This is a genomic window from Pseudomonas rhizozeae, from assembly GCF_031583775.1.
Classification (GTDB): domain Bacteria; phylum Pseudomonadota; class Gammaproteobacteria; order Pseudomonadales; family Pseudomonadaceae; genus Aquipseudomonas.
This window is the reverse complement of the sequence record NZ_JAVLSB010000047.1, coordinates 39,493-55,097: the sequence shown is the minus strand read 5'-3', so window position 1 is coordinate 55,097 and position 15,605 is coordinate 39,493. Positions and strand designations below refer to the sequence as shown.

The 15,605-nt window shown below is 61.2% G+C and carries 17 protein-coding genes; 12 read left to right on the top strand and 5 right to left on the bottom strand.

Going from position 1 to position 15,605, the window contains the following annotated elements; translation table 11 throughout:
* The first annotated feature begins 316 nt into the window (after positions 1-316).
* From RG836_RS15810 to RG836_RS15795, 4 genes are read left to right on the top strand one after another with little or no spacing between them, the layout of a single operon-like run.
* Positions 317-1,243, top strand: coding sequence for a DUF72 domain-containing protein (locus tag RG836_RS15810; protein WP_310847125.1), 927 nt, complete (start codon positions 317-319; stop codon positions 1,241-1,243).
* Complete coding sequence (locus tag RG836_RS15805) at positions 1,240-2,037, top strand: endonuclease/exonuclease/phosphatase family protein (protein WP_310847122.1); 798 nt, start codon at positions 1,240-1,242, stop codon at positions 2,035-2,037. The genes RG836_RS15810 and RG836_RS15805 overlap by 4 nt, the downstream gene beginning before the upstream one ends.
* Complete coding sequence (clsB, locus tag RG836_RS15800; RefSeq protein WP_310847119.1) at positions 2,034-3,335, top strand: cardiolipin synthase ClsB; 1,302 nt, start codon at positions 2,034-2,036, stop codon at positions 3,333-3,335. The genes RG836_RS15805 and clsB overlap by 4 nt, the downstream gene beginning before the upstream one ends.
* Positions 3,322-4,311 (top strand): lysylphosphatidylglycerol synthase domain-containing protein, encoded by a 990-nt coding sequence (locus RG836_RS15795; protein WP_310847116.1) that lies wholly within the window; start codon positions 3,322-3,324, stop codon positions 4,309-4,311. The genes clsB and RG836_RS15795 overlap by 14 nt, the downstream gene beginning before the upstream one ends.
* Positions 4,312-4,416: 105 nt before the next feature.
* Here the strand turns inward: RG836_RS15795 and RG836_RS15790 are convergent, their stop codons facing one another.
* The 3 genes from RG836_RS15790 to RG836_RS15780 form a co-directional block, all read right to left on the bottom strand.
* A complete protein-coding gene (locus RG836_RS15790; protein WP_310847113.1) occupies positions 4,417-5,181 on the bottom strand; it encodes an alpha/beta hydrolase family protein in 765 nt (254 codons plus the stop codon).
* The gene (locus RG836_RS15785) at positions 5,171-6,280 is read right to left on the bottom strand and encodes a DUF3182 family protein (RefSeq protein WP_310847110.1); all 1,110 of its coding nucleotides are present in this window, start codon (positions 6,278-6,280) and stop codon (positions 5,171-5,173) included. Before RG836_RS15785 ends, RG836_RS15790 begins: the two co-directional genes overlap by 11 nt.
* Positions 6,281-6,562: 282 nt before the next feature.
* Positions 6,563-7,558 (bottom strand): GlxA family transcriptional regulator, encoded by a 996-nt coding sequence (locus RG836_RS15780; protein ID WP_310847108.1) that lies wholly within the window; start codon positions 7,556-7,558, stop codon positions 6,563-6,565.
* Between the two features lie 102 nt (positions 7,559-7,660).
* Here RG836_RS15780 and RG836_RS15775 point away from each other — a divergent pair, with 102 nt between their 5' ends.
* The 8 genes from RG836_RS15775 to RG836_RS15740 all read left to right on the top strand — a co-directional run bounded on the left by RG836_RS15775 (position 7,661) and on the right by RG836_RS15740 (position 13,406).
* A complete protein-coding gene (locus RG836_RS15775) occupies positions 7,661-8,212 on the top strand; it encodes a cysteine hydrolase family protein (protein WP_310847106.1) in 552 nt (183 codons plus the stop codon).
* Positions 8,213-8,415: 203 nt separating this feature from the next.
* Positions 8,416-8,997 (top strand): YjfI family protein, encoded by a 582-nt coding sequence (locus RG836_RS15770; RefSeq protein WP_310847727.1) that lies wholly within the window; start codon positions 8,416-8,418, stop codon positions 8,995-8,997.
* A gap of 25 nt (positions 8,998-9,022) precedes the next feature.
* The gene (locus tag RG836_RS15765) at positions 9,023-9,721 is read left to right on the top strand and encodes a PspA/IM30 family protein (protein WP_310847103.1); all 699 of its coding nucleotides are present in this window, start codon (positions 9,023-9,025) and stop codon (positions 9,719-9,721) included.
* A gap of 80 nt (positions 9,722-9,801) precedes the next feature.
* Complete coding sequence (locus RG836_RS15760) at positions 9,802-10,365, top strand: rhomboid family intramembrane serine protease (RefSeq protein ID WP_310847100.1); 564 nt, start codon at positions 9,802-9,804, stop codon at positions 10,363-10,365.
* Positions 10,366-10,406: 41 nt separating this feature from the next.
* Positions 10,407-11,057: a DUF2491 family protein gene (locus tag RG836_RS15755; RefSeq protein WP_310847098.1), complete on the top strand. Its 651-nt coding sequence runs from the start codon at positions 10,407-10,409 to the stop codon at positions 11,055-11,057.
* 15 nt (positions 11,058-11,072) lie between these two features.
* Complete coding sequence (locus tag RG836_RS15750) at positions 11,073-11,501, top strand: DUF350 domain-containing protein (RefSeq protein WP_310847095.1); 429 nt, start codon at positions 11,073-11,075, stop codon at positions 11,499-11,501.
* Positions 11,502-11,520: 19 nt separating this feature from the next.
* On the top strand, positions 11,521-12,249 hold the full coding sequence (locus tag RG836_RS15745) for a DUF1190 domain-containing protein (RefSeq protein ID WP_310847093.1): 729 nt from the start codon (positions 11,521-11,523) through the stop codon (positions 12,247-12,249).
* A complete protein-coding gene (locus tag RG836_RS15740) occupies positions 12,249-13,406 on the top strand; it encodes a glutathionylspermidine synthase family protein (protein ID WP_310847090.1) in 1,158 nt (385 codons plus the stop codon). The genes RG836_RS15745 and RG836_RS15740 overlap by 1 nt, the downstream gene beginning before the upstream one ends.
* A 76-nt stretch (positions 13,407-13,482) precedes the next feature.
* Here the strand turns inward: RG836_RS15740 and RG836_RS15735 are convergent, their stop codons facing one another.
* Positions 13,483-14,010 carry a single-stranded DNA-binding protein gene (locus RG836_RS15735; RefSeq protein WP_016969466.1) on the bottom strand — a complete coding sequence of 176 codons (528 nt, stop codon included), beginning with the start codon at positions 14,008-14,010 and terminating at the stop codon, positions 13,483-13,485.
* Between the two features lie 9 nt (positions 14,011-14,019).
* A complete protein-coding gene (locus RG836_RS15730) occupies positions 14,020-15,417 on the bottom strand; it encodes an MFS transporter (RefSeq protein ID WP_310847086.1) in 1,398 nt (465 codons plus the stop codon).
* Positions 15,418-15,605: the final 188 nt, after the last annotated feature.

The window sequence follows — 15,605 nt, the reverse complement described above, 5'->3', positions numbered from 1 at the left end:
CGGCTCCTTCGGATAAGTCTTAAGGAACTGATTGGCAAATGCCGGGCAAGTTCGGTTTGGGCGGACAGATGCGCTGGTTCTCCCCGATAGCAGGATGGGCACAATCCCTGTGGGAGCGGGCTTGCTCGCGAAGAGGGCGTGTCAGTCAACATCGTCGTGACTGATCCGCCGCATTCGCGAGCACGCCCGCTCCCACATTTGACTTGCGGTGTTCCGGCGAATACCGACCATCCGTAAGCCCAACCGAAACTTTCTCCCCCGCCCGACAGTCATCAAAAGACTGGGGCGGTAAGGAGTTTGATCAACGGGAGGGCATATGGCGGCGATTCACATTGGTATTTCCGGTTGGCGCTATGCGCCGTGGCGAGGGGATTTCTACCCCAAGGGGCTGACCCAGAAGCGCGAATTGCAATTCGCTTCACGGGCGGTCAACAGCATCGAGATCAATGGATCGTTCTACGCCCTGCAGCGCCCCGAGCGCTACGCCCAGTGGCGTGACGAAACCCCGGACGGCTTTGTGTTCAGCGTCAAGGCCCCGCGGTTCATCACCCATATCCGCCGCTTGCGGGATATCCACAAGCCATTGGCCAATTTCTTCGCCTCCGGGATCCTGGAGCTGAAGGAAAAACTCGGCCCGATCCTGTGGCAGTTTCCGCCGAACTTCCAGTTCAACCCCGAGCTGTTCGAAACCTTTCTCCAGCAATTGCCCCACGACACCGAAGCCGCCGCGGCCCTGGCCCGTCAGCACGAAGCGCGGCTCAATGGCCACGCCAGCATGAAGGCCTACGGCAAACAACCGGTGCGCCACGCGGTGGAAATCCGCCACGACAGCTTCATCGATCCCGACTTCGTCGCCCTGCTCAAGCGCTACGACGTGGCGCTGGTGATCGCCGACACCGCCGATAAATGGCCGTACCGCGAAGACGTCACCAGCGATTTCGTCTACTTGCGACTGCACGGCGCCGAAGAACTCTACGCCAGCGGCTATACCGCCCAGGCCCTGAAACGCTGGGGCGATCGCATCGACGCCTGGCATCACGGCACGCAACCCGAGGATGCCCACCTGATCAACCCCAAGCAAAAACCCAAGGCCCGCAAAAGCCGCGAGGTGTTCTGTTATTTCGACAATGACATCAAGGTCCGCGCGCCTTTCGACGCCCGCAGCCTGCTGACGCGTTTTCATCTGGACACGCAATTGGCGACCACCCCCGGCCAGATCCCGGCCGAAGGAGTACTGCCATGAGCATTCCCGAGCCGACCGGTACCCCCGATGATTTGGCGCCGATTCCGACCCAAGTGCGGCGCTTCACTGTGCTCACCGTCAACACGCATAAAGGTTTCACCGCGCTGAACCGGCGTTTCATCCTGCCGGAGTTGCGCGAGGCGGTGCGCAGTGTGTCGGCGGACGTGGTGTTTTTGCAGGAAGTCCACGGCACCCACGAACACCATCCACAGCGCTACAGCAACTGGCCGGCCATGCCGCAATACGAATTCCTCGCCGACAGCCTGTGGCCGCAGTTCGCCTACGGGCGCAACGCGGTGTATCCGGACGGCGATCACGGCAATGCCTTGCTGTCGAAATTCCAGATCATCCGCCACGACAACCTCGACGTGTCGATCAGCGGCCACGAGAACCGTGGCCTGCTGCATTGCGTGCTGCGCCTGCCGGGCGACAGCGAGGAAGTCCACGCCATCTGCGTTCACTTGGGCTTGCGCGAAAGTCATCGCCACGCGCAGTTGAAACTGCTGATCGAACGCCTCGAAGAATTGCCGGCAGACGCCAAAGTGGTGGTCGCCGGCGACTTCAACGATTGGCGCTTGAAGGCCGATGCGCTGCTCAAACCCTGGGGCTTGCGCGAGGTGTTTTCCGAGCTGCACGGCAAACCGGCCCGCAGCTTCCCCGCGCGCCTGCCAGCCTTGCGCCTCGACCGCATTTACGTACGCAACCTCAAGGCGCATCGCCCGCAGGTGCTGACGACCCGTCCGTGGTCACACTTATCCGACCATGCCCCGCTGTCCGTGGAGATTGAACTATGAGCAGCGCCCCGCTGGAAAAAACCTCGGCTGAAGCGGTGCCGATCGAGGCCACCCAAGAGCAGCATCCGTTTGCCGATCTTGAATACCATTGGCATGGCAACAACCGCGTGGAGTTGCTGGAAAACGGTGAGGCGTACTTTCCTCGAGTGTTCGAGGCGATGCGCGCAGCGAAGACCGAAATCCTCCTGGAAACCTTCATCCTGTTCGAAGACAAGGTCGGCAATGAACTGAAGGACATCCTGATCGACGCGGCCCAGCGCGGGGTGCGCGTCACTGCGAGCCTGGATGGCTTTGGCAGCGGAGAACTGGCTACCGATTTCCTGTTGGCGCTGAGTCAGGCCGGCGTGCATTTGCAGATGTTCGACCCGGCACCGAAGCACTTGGGCATCCGCACCAACTGGTTCCGTCGTTTGCACCGCAAGATCGTGGTGGTGGACGGTGAGATCGCTTTTATCGGCGGCATTAACTTCTCCGCCGACCACTTGGCGGACTTCGGCCCCGAGGCTAAACAGGATTACGCCGTGGAAATCCAGGGCCCGGCGGTGGTAGATATCCATCACTTTGCGTTGCAACAGAGCGGGCGCCAGAGTCGCGCCAAATACTGGTGGCAACGGCGTCGGCGGCGGCGCACCGAACTGGCCTTCAGCGACCATGACGGCCAGGTGCGCCTGGTCTACCGCGACAACGGCCAGCACCCGACCGACATTGAAGATGTCTACCTGCAAGTGCTGCGCAGCGCCCAGCGTCGGGTGGTGATCGCCAATGCTTACTTCTTCCCCGGTTACCGCTTACTGCGCGAGCTGCGCAATGCCGCGCGGCGCGGTGTCGATGTGCGGCTGATCCTGCAAGGCCAGCCGGACATGCTGGTGGCCAAACTGGCGGCGCGCCTGACCTATGACTATCTGCTCAAGGCCGGGGTGGTGATCTACGAATACTGCGACCGACCGCTGCACGGCAAGGTCGCGCTGGTGGACGAGGACTGGAGCACCGTCGGCTCAAGCAACCTCGACCCGCTAAGCCTGTCGCTGAACCTGGAAGCCAATGTGCTGATTCGTGATCGGGCGTTCAACCGTGAATTGTTCCAGCGGTTGGAAGAACTCAGCGATCACCACTGCAAGGCGATGCCGGCCAACCGCTCGCCCCGGGGCTTGCTGTGGCGCATGACCATTGGTTTTGTGGTGTTTCACTGCTTGCGTCACTTCCCGGCCTGGGTCGGCTGGCTGCCGGCGCACAAACCGCGCCTCAAACCTTTTTCGCCACCGACGGAGGTGCGCAGTGAACCCCATGAGCCACTCTGAAACCGAAGCCGGCGCAGCGCCGGCCGCCGAGCACCACTCGCGCTGGAGCCGCTGGAAAAAACCGCTGACCGTGGTGTTTTTCCTGGCGCTGATCGTACTGTTCACCCTGCTCGCCCGGCGCATCGAATGGAACGAGGTGTTCGACACCCTGGCGGATTTCAAGGTGCGCACGCTGATCATTGCCTCGGCGATTACCTTGCTGAGCTTCCTGACTTACGCCAGTTTCGACCTGATCGGCCGCACCTACATCCGCCAGGATCTGACCTGGAAGCAGATCCTGCCAGTGGGCATCATCAGTTACGCCTTTAATCTCAACCTCAGCGCCTGGGTCGGCGGCATCGCCATGCGCTATCGCCTGTATTCACGACTCGGGGTCAGCAAGGGCAACATCGCGAAGATTCTCGGCTTGAGCCTGGCGACCAATTGGTTTGGCTACATGACGGTGGCCGGCGCGGTGTTCAGCAGCGGCCTGGTGGAGATGCCGCCGGGGTGGAAGATCAGTACCACCGCCCTGCAGGGCGTAGGCGTGCTGTTGCTGGTGATCAGCGCCAGCTACCTGGCAGCGTGCCGTTTTTCCAGCCGGCGCGAATGGTCGATTCGCGGGGTGGAAATCAACCTGCCGTCGGTGCGCATGGCGATGTTGCAACTGGCCTTGGGGGCATTGAACTGGTCGCTGATGGCAGCGGTGATTTTCACCCTGCTGCCGAGCAAACTCGAGTACCCGATGGTGCTTGGGGTGCTGCTGATCAGCGCCATTGCCGGAGTCATTACCCACATCCCCGCCGGGCTTGGGGTGCTTGAGGCGGTGTTCGTAGCCCTGCTGCAACACCATGCCTCGCGCGGCAGCTTGATTGCCGGGTTGATTGCTTATCGGGCGATCTACTTCATCTTGCCGCTGTTGATTACCTTGGCCATGTACCTGTTGGTCGAGGCCAAGGCCAAGTCGTTGCGGATTGAGAAGAAGCCTTCGTCCTGAAATCTGCGTTGTGGCGGATGGCGCTTTCGCGAGCAGGCTGGCTCCCACTTGGAATGTAAATCCCTTGTAGGAGCGAGCCTGCTCGCGAATGAGCCAACGGAGTTTTCAGCTGGACTGAATAATGCTCAACCGCTCGCCCACCACCATTTCGGTGATCCAGTCCACGAGGATCGAGGTGTAGGCCTGTTGTGACACAGGGTCGCTCAGGGAGTGGTCGCCGCCGTCGATGATGCGGTGGGTCAGCGAGTGCGTCTGCTGGCACGCCGCGCGGTAACTCATGATGGTGGCGTGGGGCACGTGGTCATCGGTTTCCGACTCGACGATCAACACATCCCCGGTGAATTGCGAGCACGCGTGCAACGCGCGATTGCTCTCGGCATGCACCAGGGTGCTGCGGTAATCCAGCAGATCGGCCTTGTCCAGATCCCGCTTGGGCGTATGCCACAAATCGTCGCGGTACAGCGCCGGGACACGCAGCGCCAGCCAGCGCACCGGACGCAAGGTGGTGAGAATCGCCGCCAGGTAACCGCCGTAACTGGTGCCGACCACGGCAATCGCCGAGGTGTCCAGCGCCGGGTGCGCCAGCAAGCGGTCATACGCAGCCAACAAGTCCTTGAGGTTATCTTCGCGGGTCACCCGGCTCAGCGGAATGCCGGGGCCTTCGTTGCTGGCGTGGCCCCGCAGGTCGAAGGTCAGGCACACGCATCCCAACCCTGCGATACCTTTGGCCCGTTCCAGGTCGCGTTCCTGGCTGCCGCCCCAGCCGTGCACGAACAATACGCCAGGGACTTTCGATTTGGGACTGAGGAACGTCCCGCTCATTTGTTCATCATCAATGTCGATTTGAATGGTTTCGCTTCTAGCCGTCATAGGATTTGACCGTTACGTACTTGAGGAGAAATTCACTGTTTTCCGCCGGCCCGCGGTACACCTGGATGGCGTCCGCCGGCAGCGGTTGATCGATATAGGTTTCCACCGACGACACGCGGATCGCGCGCATCTGCGGGTGGTTGACGAAGCTTTGCAACGCCGCCACTTCGGCACTGCTGGCGCCGCCCATGCGCCACGATTGCTCGAGCACGCCGCTGCGCTGGGTGCCTTTGCTGTCCAGGCCTTGGGCGATGTCGTAATTGCGCCGAGAGGCATAGAACTCAGGGTACGCCTCATTGGCCGCGCTATCGAATACCTGCGCTTGCTCGATCGCCAGACGCACGTCGTCCGGCAGTTCCAGCGCCAGCAACTCATCGTAACCGCCCTGGACCACCAGCAAGTTCGAACCGCCATAGACTTGCTCGCCCATGCCGTCCTCGGTGAGGTATTGATCGCCGCAGTAGCTCAGGACCTTATCGCCGATAAAGCTTTGACCGACGCTGTGGGTGACCACCTCGTGCAGGTCTTGCTCCAGCACCACGCCTTCCTCGAACTGCTGCGCACAGTCGGGGCGCGCCAGCAGGCGCTCGAATTGGTCGAGGCTTTTGATCACTTCCTGGCCGCGACCGGCACAGGCGTGGATCGGTTTGATCCGCATCGGGCCGTTGTGCAGCATGTGCGTGGCGGCAGGCAAGGCGTCCGCCAGGGAAAACACGCTGACGCCATCCAGCACCACATTGCGCACCCGCTCGGAGAACAACGGCGACCAGCCTTCCGGGGCCGAGGCGTTTTTATTCAGCAAGCCGTGGCTGATGGCTTTGGTGCAAATAAAGTCATGCTCTACGTAACCGCCCCACAAGTCTTCCGGGCCCTTGATGCCCAGTTCGCGGGCCGCATCGGGGCCAACGATGGTTTGAGTGGGAAGGAAGTAAAGGTCACGGTCATCATGGGCGGAGGGATCGTAGCGCCCGCCGTATTTGAGTCCCAGTATCTGCGACAGCCAGCGGGCCAGTGAGCGGTTGGTTTCCACTTCATGCAGCGGCGCCCCCGGTCGAACCGAATGCGACACCACCATTTTCTTTCGGATTGTCAGGGCCATGCATTTACCCTCGGCGAGCACGCCATGCGTATTGCCGTGTGAGGTGCAGGGATCAGGCCAACGGGCGACGAATGGTGGTGAGCGGTAAAACAGTGGTTTCCAGCACGCACGCTCTGGCGGGATTGTTGCAATTTGCAAGAGTGCCATCATGCGGGATGCAAATTGCACGATCCTGCCCATCAAGGCACGTCACATGTGGGAGCGAGCCTGCTCGCGAAGACGGCATGTAGGGTTCGACCGACCTGACGCTTTCGCTAGCAGGCTCGCTCCTACAGGGGTTTTTCAGCGGGCTGAGGCCGATGGCGGCGTGACGCCAAACTTGTTGCGGTATTCACTCGGCGCCAGCCCGGTGATTTTCTTGAAGGTGGCGCGGAAGGCGCCGGGGTCCTGATAGCCGACAGTCCAGGCAATGTGATCGATGGTGCCGTTGGTGAATTCAAGCATCTCCCGCGCCTTGCCGACCCGCAGGTGCTGGCAGTATTCGGTAGGTTTCAACCCGGTGGCCGCGCGGAAGCGGCGCAGGAAGGTGCGCTCTTCCAGCCCGGCCTGTCCGGCCATGCTCGCCAGCGACACATCCACCGCGCCGCTGCCCTGCAGCCAGTGCTGTACTTTCAGGATCGCCCCGTCGCCATGGCCGAGGATCGGCGCAAAATTGCTGCCGCACGCGCTGGCGCTGTCACTGTGTTCGATCACCAGGAAACGCGCGGTGCTGGTGGCGATGCTCGGGCCAAGCAAGCGATCAACCAGGCGCAAACCCAGCTCCGACCAGGCCATCAGCCCGGCGGTGGTGATCAGGTCGCCATCGTCGACAATCGGCTTATCCGCGTTCAGTTTGACCTTCGGGTAGCGCTCGGCGAACGTTTTGGCCGAGGTCCAATGGGTGGTAGCGCTGCGCCCGTCGAGCAGGCCGCTTTCGGCGAGCAGGATCGACCCCACGCAGACGCCGCCGAGAATAGTCCCGCGGGCATGTTGCTGGCGCAGCCAGGCAGATACGGCGTCGGGTGCCACGCCGTCGGTGAAACTGGCGATCGACGGCGGAATCAACAACGCGGCCAGGCCGGCGTCCGGTGCGGGATAGCTGTCGCAGACCCGTTGCGGCGCCTGCTGATCCACGCTCTGCCAATGGCTGACGCGCAGCAGCGGCAACTGTGCCGCTTGATGCTCGGCGGCGATCCGATTGGCCACGCCAAACAAATCGGTCAGGCCATGCACCGCCGCCATTTGCGCCCCGGGATAGATCAGCACGCCAAGCTCGACGACCACGCGTTGCACACCCATTGTCAGTTTTCCCCCTGCTATTGTCGGTGCGGCCAATCCTCGAAAGCTTCGCTGCGGCCAATACTTGATCCCACTCCCACATTCACTTCGAGGAACACCGTCATGGCCAAGCAAGCGCTTATCGTAGTCGATATCCAGAACGACTACTTCCCCCAAGGCAAGTGGCCGCTGGCCGGCGCCGATGCCGCCGCCGACAACGCCGCACGGCTGATCGCGGCCTTCCGCGAGGCAGGTGATGACGTGGTGCACATCCGCCACGAGTTCACCTCCGAAGAAGCGCCGTTCTTCACCCCCGGCTCCGACGGCGCCAAGCTGCACCCCAAGGTTCTCAACCGCGCTGACGAGCCGGTGGTGCTCAAACATTTCGTCAACTCGTTCCGCGAAACCAACCTCAAGTCGATTCTCGACGACAAGGGCATCGAAGAGTTGGTGGTGGTCGGCAGCATGAGCCATATGTGCGTCGACGGCATTACCCGCGCTGCCAACGACTTCGGCTACAGCGTGAAAGTGATCCACGACGCCTGCGCCTCTCGCGACCTGGAATTCGATGGCGTGAAGGTCCCGGCCGCCCACGTGCACGCCGCATTCATGGCCGCCCTGGCATTCGCTTACGCCAGCGTGATTTCCACCGATGAGTTCCTCGGCAGCCGTTGATACATTCGGTAATAACCTTGCAAAGCCCGACGCGCTTGAGCGCTTCGGGCTTTTTTACGGCGGTGCCGAAACACATCACGCGTGAGCTGTTGAGCAGCCCCGGAATTGCCTGTAGGGTTTCTCACGCGTGAGTTTTGCACAACGGAGTCGCCGCCATGAAAGACCGCTCGAAACCGTCGCTGAAAAAGCCTTCGAGCTTTTACATGAAGCAGATGCGCGCGGGCCTGGCCGGAGCCGGTTATGTGAAACACGAGACTTGGGTGCTTCCCGAACATCGAAGCCTGCTCAAGCAGATGGAGAAACAGCTTCGCCAACCTTTAAGGGATGGCTCATTCATGTCGGAGAATTACATGAGCGCAGGTAACAACTGGAACATCGATCGCCTGTTCAACGCCCTGCAGGCGCTGGACGACGTGGTCTCCAACGACATCACGCTGTCCCTGGTGCAGGGCTCCGAGTCCAGTATCAAACTGGACATGAACGACTTCGGTGGCCTGCCGATTTACATCGCTGTGGTCGGTGACCAGATCATCGTCGACACCGTGCTGGTGGACGTCGAGTCGATCAAGGACGTGGGCGCCTTCAACGACGCCGTGCTGCGCAGCCGCGAATTGTTCCCGCTGTCGTCGATCGGCATCGAAACCATGCCCAACGGCCAAGTGGTCTACAACATGTTCGGTGCCTTGAGCTCGGATTCGAGCCTGACCAACGTGGTCACCGAAGTGAAAACCCTGGTCGATAACGTCCAGCGCGCCAGCGAAGCCTTCGAACGTTTTTTCCACTAATTTTACGGCCATAGGAAATATCCAAATGACTCAGTCCATCTGGAGCAAATTGTTCACGGCCGTGCGCGGCGGTGCCTCGGAAGTCGGCGAATCCATCGTTGACCAGCAGGCCCTGCGCATTCTCGACCAGGAAATTCGTGACGCCGACAGCGCGTTGTCCTCGGCCAAGCGCGAGCTGGTGACGATCATGGCCAAGCACAAACTGGCCGCCGACCGCGTCAGCGAGTACCACGCCAAGATCGCCGACCTGGAGGCCAAAGCTGTCGCCGCCTTGCAGGCCAACCGCGAAGACCTGGCGCTGGAAGTGGCCGAAGCGATCTCGACCCTGACCAATCAACTGGACGTCGAGCAAGCGCAAACCGCCGAGTTCGGCAACTACGCCGACAGCATGCGCAAAGACATCACCAAAGCCGAAAACCGCATCAAGAGCCTGCGCCAGCAAGTGGACATGGCCAAGGCCCGGGAAAGCGTGCAGAAGGCCCAGGTCAGCGCATCGATCGCCAGCGGCGGCGCCAACGGCAAACTGGAAACGGCGGTGGGCACGCTCAATCGCCTGCAAGCCAAGCAGCAGCAACGCGCTGCCGAATTGCAGGCCCAGGACGAACTGGCCGACGCCTCCACCGGCACCGATCTGGAACGCAAGCTGCGCGAAGCCGGGATCACCCCGGACACCGGCAGCGCCAACGCGATTCTTGATCGCCTGAAGAAAAAATCCGCCGAGTAATCGGACCGCAACCGGTTGAGCAGGGAGCGCTGCGGCGCTTCCTGCTTCGTTTTGCGCCGCGCATCTGATTGAGGGCCAGGATGAATACCCCGAAGGGTTTCAAGACCATTGTCGCGATCGCCCTGTTAATGGTCGCGGTGCATTTACTCAATGTGCTGAGCGGTTACAGTCTGATTGCCTTTGGCCTGATTCCACGAACGGTGCCCGGCCTGCTCGGCATCGTCACCTCGCCTTTCCTGCACGCCTCGTTCGGCCACTTGTTCGCCAACCTGATTCCTTTCCTGGTCATGGGCACCCTGGTGATCATCGATGGCCGCGCTCGCTTCATGGCGGTCAGCGCCATCATCATTGCGCTGAGCGGCTCGCTGGTCTGGCTGTTTGGCTTCAGCGGCGTGCACGTCGGCGCCAGCAGTTGGGTGTTTGGCCTGTGGGCGTACATTCTGTGTCGCGCCTGGTATCACAAGAGCTGGGGCAATTTGATCAGCGCCAGCGTCGTGGCGCTGCTTTACAGTGGCTTGATCTTTGGCTTCCTGCCGCGCCAGGGTGTGTCATTCGAGGGCCATATCGCTGGCGCGTTTGCCGGCTTCGTTGCGGCAAAATTGCTGTTATCCGCGCCCCGCAGCAGGTTTAATGCCGCCCGCTGAACACTTCTACGCCGCCTCCACTTGCTTCAAGGAAATCGCCAATGGGATGGTTTAAACAGTTGATGGGCCTCTCCGCCCCGAACGTCGAAACGCCTGCGCCGGCCATCGGCCCGCTGGGCCTGGCGCTGGGCAAGGCGATTCAGTTCGACCCGGTCATGTCGCTGCTGCTGGACGGCAAAAGCAGCGTGACCATTCCCGGTTCCCAGGCAATCTGGAGCCTCGGCCAGGTCGATCTCGGCCAGTCGAGCTGGCTCTCGCGCTACTACATGAACGACGAAGAATACTGGCTGCAAGTGCACACCACCGGTGACGTCGCCGGCCAGGTGGAGTCAGTGATCCTGTTCAACTACCGCAGCTACGTGACCATCAGCAGCGAAGCCGAATTGCGCCGACTGGCCGGGCCGAGCAGCCTGATCGGCTTGCCGACCTACACCTACGAAGGCGCCGAATACACCCGCGAGTGGGGCACCGAGCAAGGCCAGACCGAACTGGTGCCGCTGAGCGAACAGGTGCGCAGCAGCGAAGAGTCGTACAGCATCGAGCACCGTTCGATGTTGTACGCCCGCGACACCGGCCTGACTGATCGCCGCGAACTGCTGCTGTTTTCCGTCGAGGAGGACGCCGAAGGCACCATCAGCCTGAGCACCTCGCTGGGCATTTCGCTGTACACCACTGACATCACAGCACTGTAAACAAGGAAGCCTTTCATGCTTGAAGCCCTGTCCATTTCCCTGAACAAAGCCGCCGTGCTCGGGTTCGTCAGTTATATCCTCGGCGCGGCGCTGATCTTCGCGCTGTTCCAGTTCGTTTACACGCGCCTCACGCCGCACAAGGAGTTCGAGCTGATCCGCGCCGGCAACGTGGCCGCCGCCATTGCCCTGGGCGGCGCGATCATTGGTTTCGCCATTCCCGCCAGCAATGTCATCGCCTACTCGATCAGCCTGCTCGACTTCGTGGTGTGGGCGCTGATCGCGGCGTTCGTGCAACTGCTGGCGTTCTTCGTCACCAGCCTGGTGCTCAAAGGCACCTCGCAACGTATCCGCGACGGTGAAATCGCCGCCGGCATTTATGTGGCGGCGGTGGCCATCAGCGTCGGCATGCTCAATGCGGCGTGCATGACCCCATCCCAGAACTGATCGTGCCAGGGAGACTGCAATGAAACGAAGCACGTACGTTCAGCTGTCATTGGCCGCATCGGTGGCCATGGCCATCTCCGGTTGCGGGCCGACGGAAAAAACCTACGACCTGCAGAAGAAATACAACTTCCAGTCGGTGCAGCAATGCGCTGATGAGAAGCTGCCGGTGGATGTCTGCTCCGACGCCTACATGACGGCCATGGCCGAGCATCGGCGCGTCGCTCCGGTGTACGACAGCCAGGCCGACTGCGATGCGGATTTCGTCGCTGACTGGTGCCAGCAGGACTCGGCCGGCAAGTTCATCCCCAAGCTCGGCGGCTTCGAATTGACCGCCGACGGCCAGGTCACGCAATCGCAAGTGGACGCGGCCAAAGCGCAATTGCCGGCCTCAGAAGCCATCAGCGGCGGCTCGGGGTTCTCCACCAGCAGCCTGCTCACCGGTTTGTTGATCGGCAATATGCTCAGCAGCAACCGCAACAGTTACTTCTCCGAACCGGTCTACCGTTACCGCGACGACCGTGGCAACTACGGCAACTCGACCCTTAGCCAGCGGATTGCCAAGGGCTCGGTGTTCAGCCGTTCGAATCAGGCGAAGTCCGGCAACGGCTACAGCAACTCGACCTTCAGATCCGCCAGCAAGCCGATCAACGTGGCGTCCTCCACCTCCCGCGGCGGCTTTGGCAGCCAGGCCAGCGCCCGCAGCGGCTGGGGTGGCTCGAGCAAGAGCTTCGGCCGGTCGAGCAGCTGATGAAGAAGGTCCACTGCGCCGAGCGTCACGACTGGCAACAGACCGCCGAAAGCCTCGGCTTTCTGTTCCACACCATCGACGACGAGCCTTACTGGGACGAACGCGCGTACTACCAGTTCACGCTCAAGCAGATCGAAAACGATCTGGAAGACCCGACCAACGAACTGCACCAGATGTGCATGGACCTGGTGGCGCGGGTGGTCGACAGCGAGGAATTGCTGGGACGCCTGAGCATTCCGCCGGCGTTCTACGACATGATCCGAACGTCCTGGCGTGAAGGTCATCCGCATCTGTACGGACGCATGGACTTTTCCTACGACGGTCAGCGACCAACCAAGTTGCTGGAACTCAACTACGACACCCCCACCAGCCTCTATGAAGCGGCGGCGTTCCAGTGGGGCTGGCTCGAGCAATCCATCGAGCGCGGCCTGCTGCCCAAGCATGCGGACCAGTTCAACAGCATCGACACCAAGCTGCACCAGGCTTTCGCCCAATTGCAGCTCAAGCAACCGTTCTATTTCGCCTCGGCGAAAGGCTCGGTCGAGGACAAAGGCACCACGGATTATCTGCGGCTGATCGCGGAAAAAGTCGGCATCGAATCGCGGCACATCGACCTCGAGGACATCGGCCTCACCGCAGACGGCCGTTTCGTCGATCTTGAAGATCGTTGGATCCCGCACCTGTTCAAACTGCACGCTTGGGAGTTCATCTTCCACGAACCCTTCGGCGCGGCGATTGCCCAGAGCGACACGCAATTTTTCGAGCCGTCGTGGAAGGCCATCCTGTCTAACAAAGGCATCCTGCCGCTGTTGTGGGAATTCAATCGGGGCCACCCCAACCTGCTTGAAACCCGCGTCGATCCGGATATCACCATGGCCGTGCCGAAGGGCTGGGTGCGCAAGCCGTTCTTCTCCCGGGAAGGCGCCAACATCGAGTTGCACACCGAGCAAGGTCTGATCGTCAAAGAGGACGGCCCCTACACCGATGCGCCTTTTATCCTGCAAGAATTCGCGCCTTTGCCGCGCTTCGATGACAGCTACACACTGATCGGCTCGTGGGTCATCGGCGACCAGGCCGCAGGAATCGGCGTGCGCGAAGACAACAGCCTGATCACCAAGGATTCGAGCCGGTTTTTGCCGCATTTGATTCTGGATTGAGGTTTCTCGCAAATACAAAAAAGGCCCGGCGCGCTGAGCGTCGGGCCTATTTGTCTGGATCGGGGGTCAGGCTCGATCAGAACGGAATATCGTCATCAAAGCTGTCGAAATCCGGAGCCGGCTGTGGAGCTGCTTGTTGTGGCGCTGGTGCTTGGCGGGACTGCTGCGGTGCCGACTGTTGCGGACGCGGAGCCTGCTGACGCGGAGCCGGGGCGGACTGCTGATAGTTATTGCCCCCGCCTTGCTGGTCGCCCTGCTGTGGACGGCCGCCGAGCAATTGCATGGTGCCTTGCATGTCGACCACGATTTCAGTGGTGTAACGCTTGATGCCGTCTTTTTCCCACTCGCGGGTTTGCAGCTTGCCTTCGATGTAGACCTGCGAACCTTTGCGCAGGTATTCGCCGGCGATCTCGGCAACCTTGCCGAACATCGACACACGGTGCCATTCAGTCTTCTCGACCTTCTGCCCGGTTTGCTTGTCGGTCCATTGTTCGCTGGTGGCCAGACTCAGGTTGGTCACGGCGTTACCGTTAGGCAGGTAGCGAACTTCGGGATCCTGGCCGCAAGTGCCGACCAATATGACTTTGTTAACCCCACGGGCCATAACGTTCTCCTAGGCTTCGCACGCTCTCGCGGCCGGGTTGTTCACCAGACGCTCGAGGGTGGTGCGATCCAATAATTCAGTGTCCAGTTTGATGTAAATGGCCGCCTCCTCGGCGACCACTACTGCATCCGTTACCCCTACCACGGCCTTGAGGCGCTCGACCAGACCGGCTTCGCGGATCGCCTCGGGCGACAACGGCAAGCGCAGGCTCGTCACGTAGGGAGGTTCGCGCATGGTAACAGCAAAGGCCAGCCAAAGTGCAGCCAGCCCGGCGCACCCCAGGAACACAACCGACAGGCCGCCATGCTGAAACATGAAGCCGCCGAGTATGCCCCCCAACGCCGAACCAAGGAACTGGCTGGTGGAATAAACCCCCATGGCCGTGCCCTTGCCGCCTGCTGGTGAAACCTTGCTGATCAGCGATGGCAATGAGGCTTCCAGCAAATTGAACGCGGTGAAGAACACCACCGTCCCGATGACCAGAGCCCGCAAGCTGTCGCCGAACTGCCAGAAGAATAGCTCAGTGAGCATCAGCGTCAGCACTGCGCCCAATAAAACTCGTTTCATTTTGCGTTTCTTCTCGCCGTAGATAATGAACGGGATCATGGCGAAGAAAGAAACCAGCAGCGCAGTCAGGTATACCCACCAGTGCTGCTCTTTCGGCAGGCCGGCCTTTTCGACCAAGGCCAGCGGCAAAGCGACGAAGCTCGACATCAGCATCGCGTGCAACACGAAAATGCCCAGGTCGAGGCGCAGCAGATCAGGGTGCTTGAGGGTCGGCATCAGTGCCTGACGGGCGACGCCCGACTCGCGATGCTGCAGCGGACCGGTGGACTTGGGCACCATGAACGCGACAATCACGATCCCTACAAGGGCCATGCCGCCGGTGGCGAGGAACAGGCCGGACAGGCCAAAAGCGCGGGTCAGCAGTGGGCCGACCACCATGGCGATGGCGAACGACAGGCCGATCGTCATGCCGATCATGGCCATGGCTTTGGTGCGGTGCTGCTCGCGGGTCAGATCGGAGAGCAACGCCATGACCGCTGCGGAAATCGCCCCCGCACCTTGCAGGATGCGGCCGGCAATGACGCCCCAGATCGAATCGGCGTTGGCCGCCAGCACACTGCCAAGCGCAAAGACGATCAAGCCCAGGTAAATCACCGGGCGACGGCCAATACGATCGGAAATGACCCCGAACGGAATCTGAAACAGGGCCTGGGTCAGGCCATAGGCACCGATCGCCAGACCGATCAGGGCCGGGGTCGCGCCCGCCAGGTCCATGCCATAGGTCGCCAGCACCGGCAACACCATGAACATGCCCAGCATGCGGAAGGCGAACACCAGGGCCAGACCGCTCGCCGCTCGGGTCTCGCTGCCGCTCATGCGCTCGCTGTGGGGATCGTGCATGGAAAAACCTCATGTGAACCGGCGGCGATTCTACCAGTCCCATCGATTGACGGGGTACATCGCGACGCTTTGACGCGCGCAGATGAAGCCATCTTCATGTAAGCCGGCACGCCCCTCGTTTGATAGTGTGCATCCATCCAGTATTTGGCCGTATACTCCTACGTTTTCGACGCCCGCCGAGCGAGGCC

Bases quoted from the DNA above. Each gene is read 5' to 3' on its own strand.
- RG836_RS15755 (WP_310847098.1), top strand. From the start codon at position 10,407: ATGGGATGGTTTAAACAGTTGATGGGCCTCTCCGCCCCGAACGTCGAA.
- RG836_RS15735 (WP_016969466.1), bottom strand. From the start codon at position 14,010: ATGGCCCGTGGGGTTAACAAAGTCATATTGGTCGGCACTTGCGGCCAG.
- RG836_RS15795 (WP_310847116.1), top strand. From the start codon at position 3,322: ATGAGCCACTCTGAAACCGAAGCCGGCGCAGCGCCGGCCGCCGAGCAC.
- RG836_RS15760 (WP_310847100.1), top strand. From the start codon at position 9,802: ATGAATACCCCGAAGGGTTTCAAGACCATTGTCGCGATCGCCCTGTTA.
- RG836_RS15790 (WP_310847113.1), bottom strand. From the start codon at position 5,181: ATGACGGCTAGAAGCGAAACCATTCAAATCGACATTGATGATGAACAA.
- RG836_RS15805 (WP_310847122.1), top strand. From the start codon at position 1,240: ATGAGCATTCCCGAGCCGACCGGTACCCCCGATGATTTGGCGCCGATT.
- RG836_RS15765 (WP_310847103.1), top strand. From the start codon at position 9,023: ATGACTCAGTCCATCTGGAGCAAATTGTTCACGGCCGTGCGCGGCGGT.
- RG836_RS15780 (WP_310847108.1), bottom strand. From the start codon at position 7,558: ATGGGTGTGCAACGCGTGGTCGTCGAGCTTGGCGTGCTGATCTATCCC.
- RG836_RS15750 (WP_310847095.1), top strand. From the start codon at position 11,073: ATGCTTGAAGCCCTGTCCATTTCCCTGAACAAAGCCGCCGTGCTCGGG.
- RG836_RS15745 (WP_310847093.1), top strand. From the start codon at position 11,521: ATGAAACGAAGCACGTACGTTCAGCTGTCATTGGCCGCATCGGTGGCC.
- RG836_RS15785 (WP_310847110.1), bottom strand. From the start codon at position 6,280: ATGGCCCTGACAATCCGAAAGAAAATGGTGGTGTCGCATTCGGTTCGA.
- RG836_RS15770 (WP_310847727.1), top strand. From the start codon at position 8,416: ATGAAGCAGATGCGCGCGGGCCTGGCCGGAGCCGGTTATGTGAAACAC.
- RG836_RS15775 (WP_310847106.1), top strand. From the start codon at position 7,661: ATGGCCAAGCAAGCGCTTATCGTAGTCGATATCCAGAACGACTACTTC.
- RG836_RS15810 (WP_310847125.1), top strand. From the start codon at position 317: ATGGCGGCGATTCACATTGGTATTTCCGGTTGGCGCTATGCGCCGTGG.
- RG836_RS15730 (WP_310847086.1), bottom strand. From the start codon at position 15,417: ATGCACGATCCCCACAGCGAGCGCATGAGCGGCAGCGAGACCCGAGCG.
- clsB (WP_310847119.1), top strand. From the start codon at position 2,034: ATGAGCAGCGCCCCGCTGGAAAAAACCTCGGCTGAAGCGGTGCCGATC.
- RG836_RS15740 (WP_310847090.1), top strand. From the start codon at position 12,249: ATGAAGAAGGTCCACTGCGCCGAGCGTCACGACTGGCAACAGACCGCC.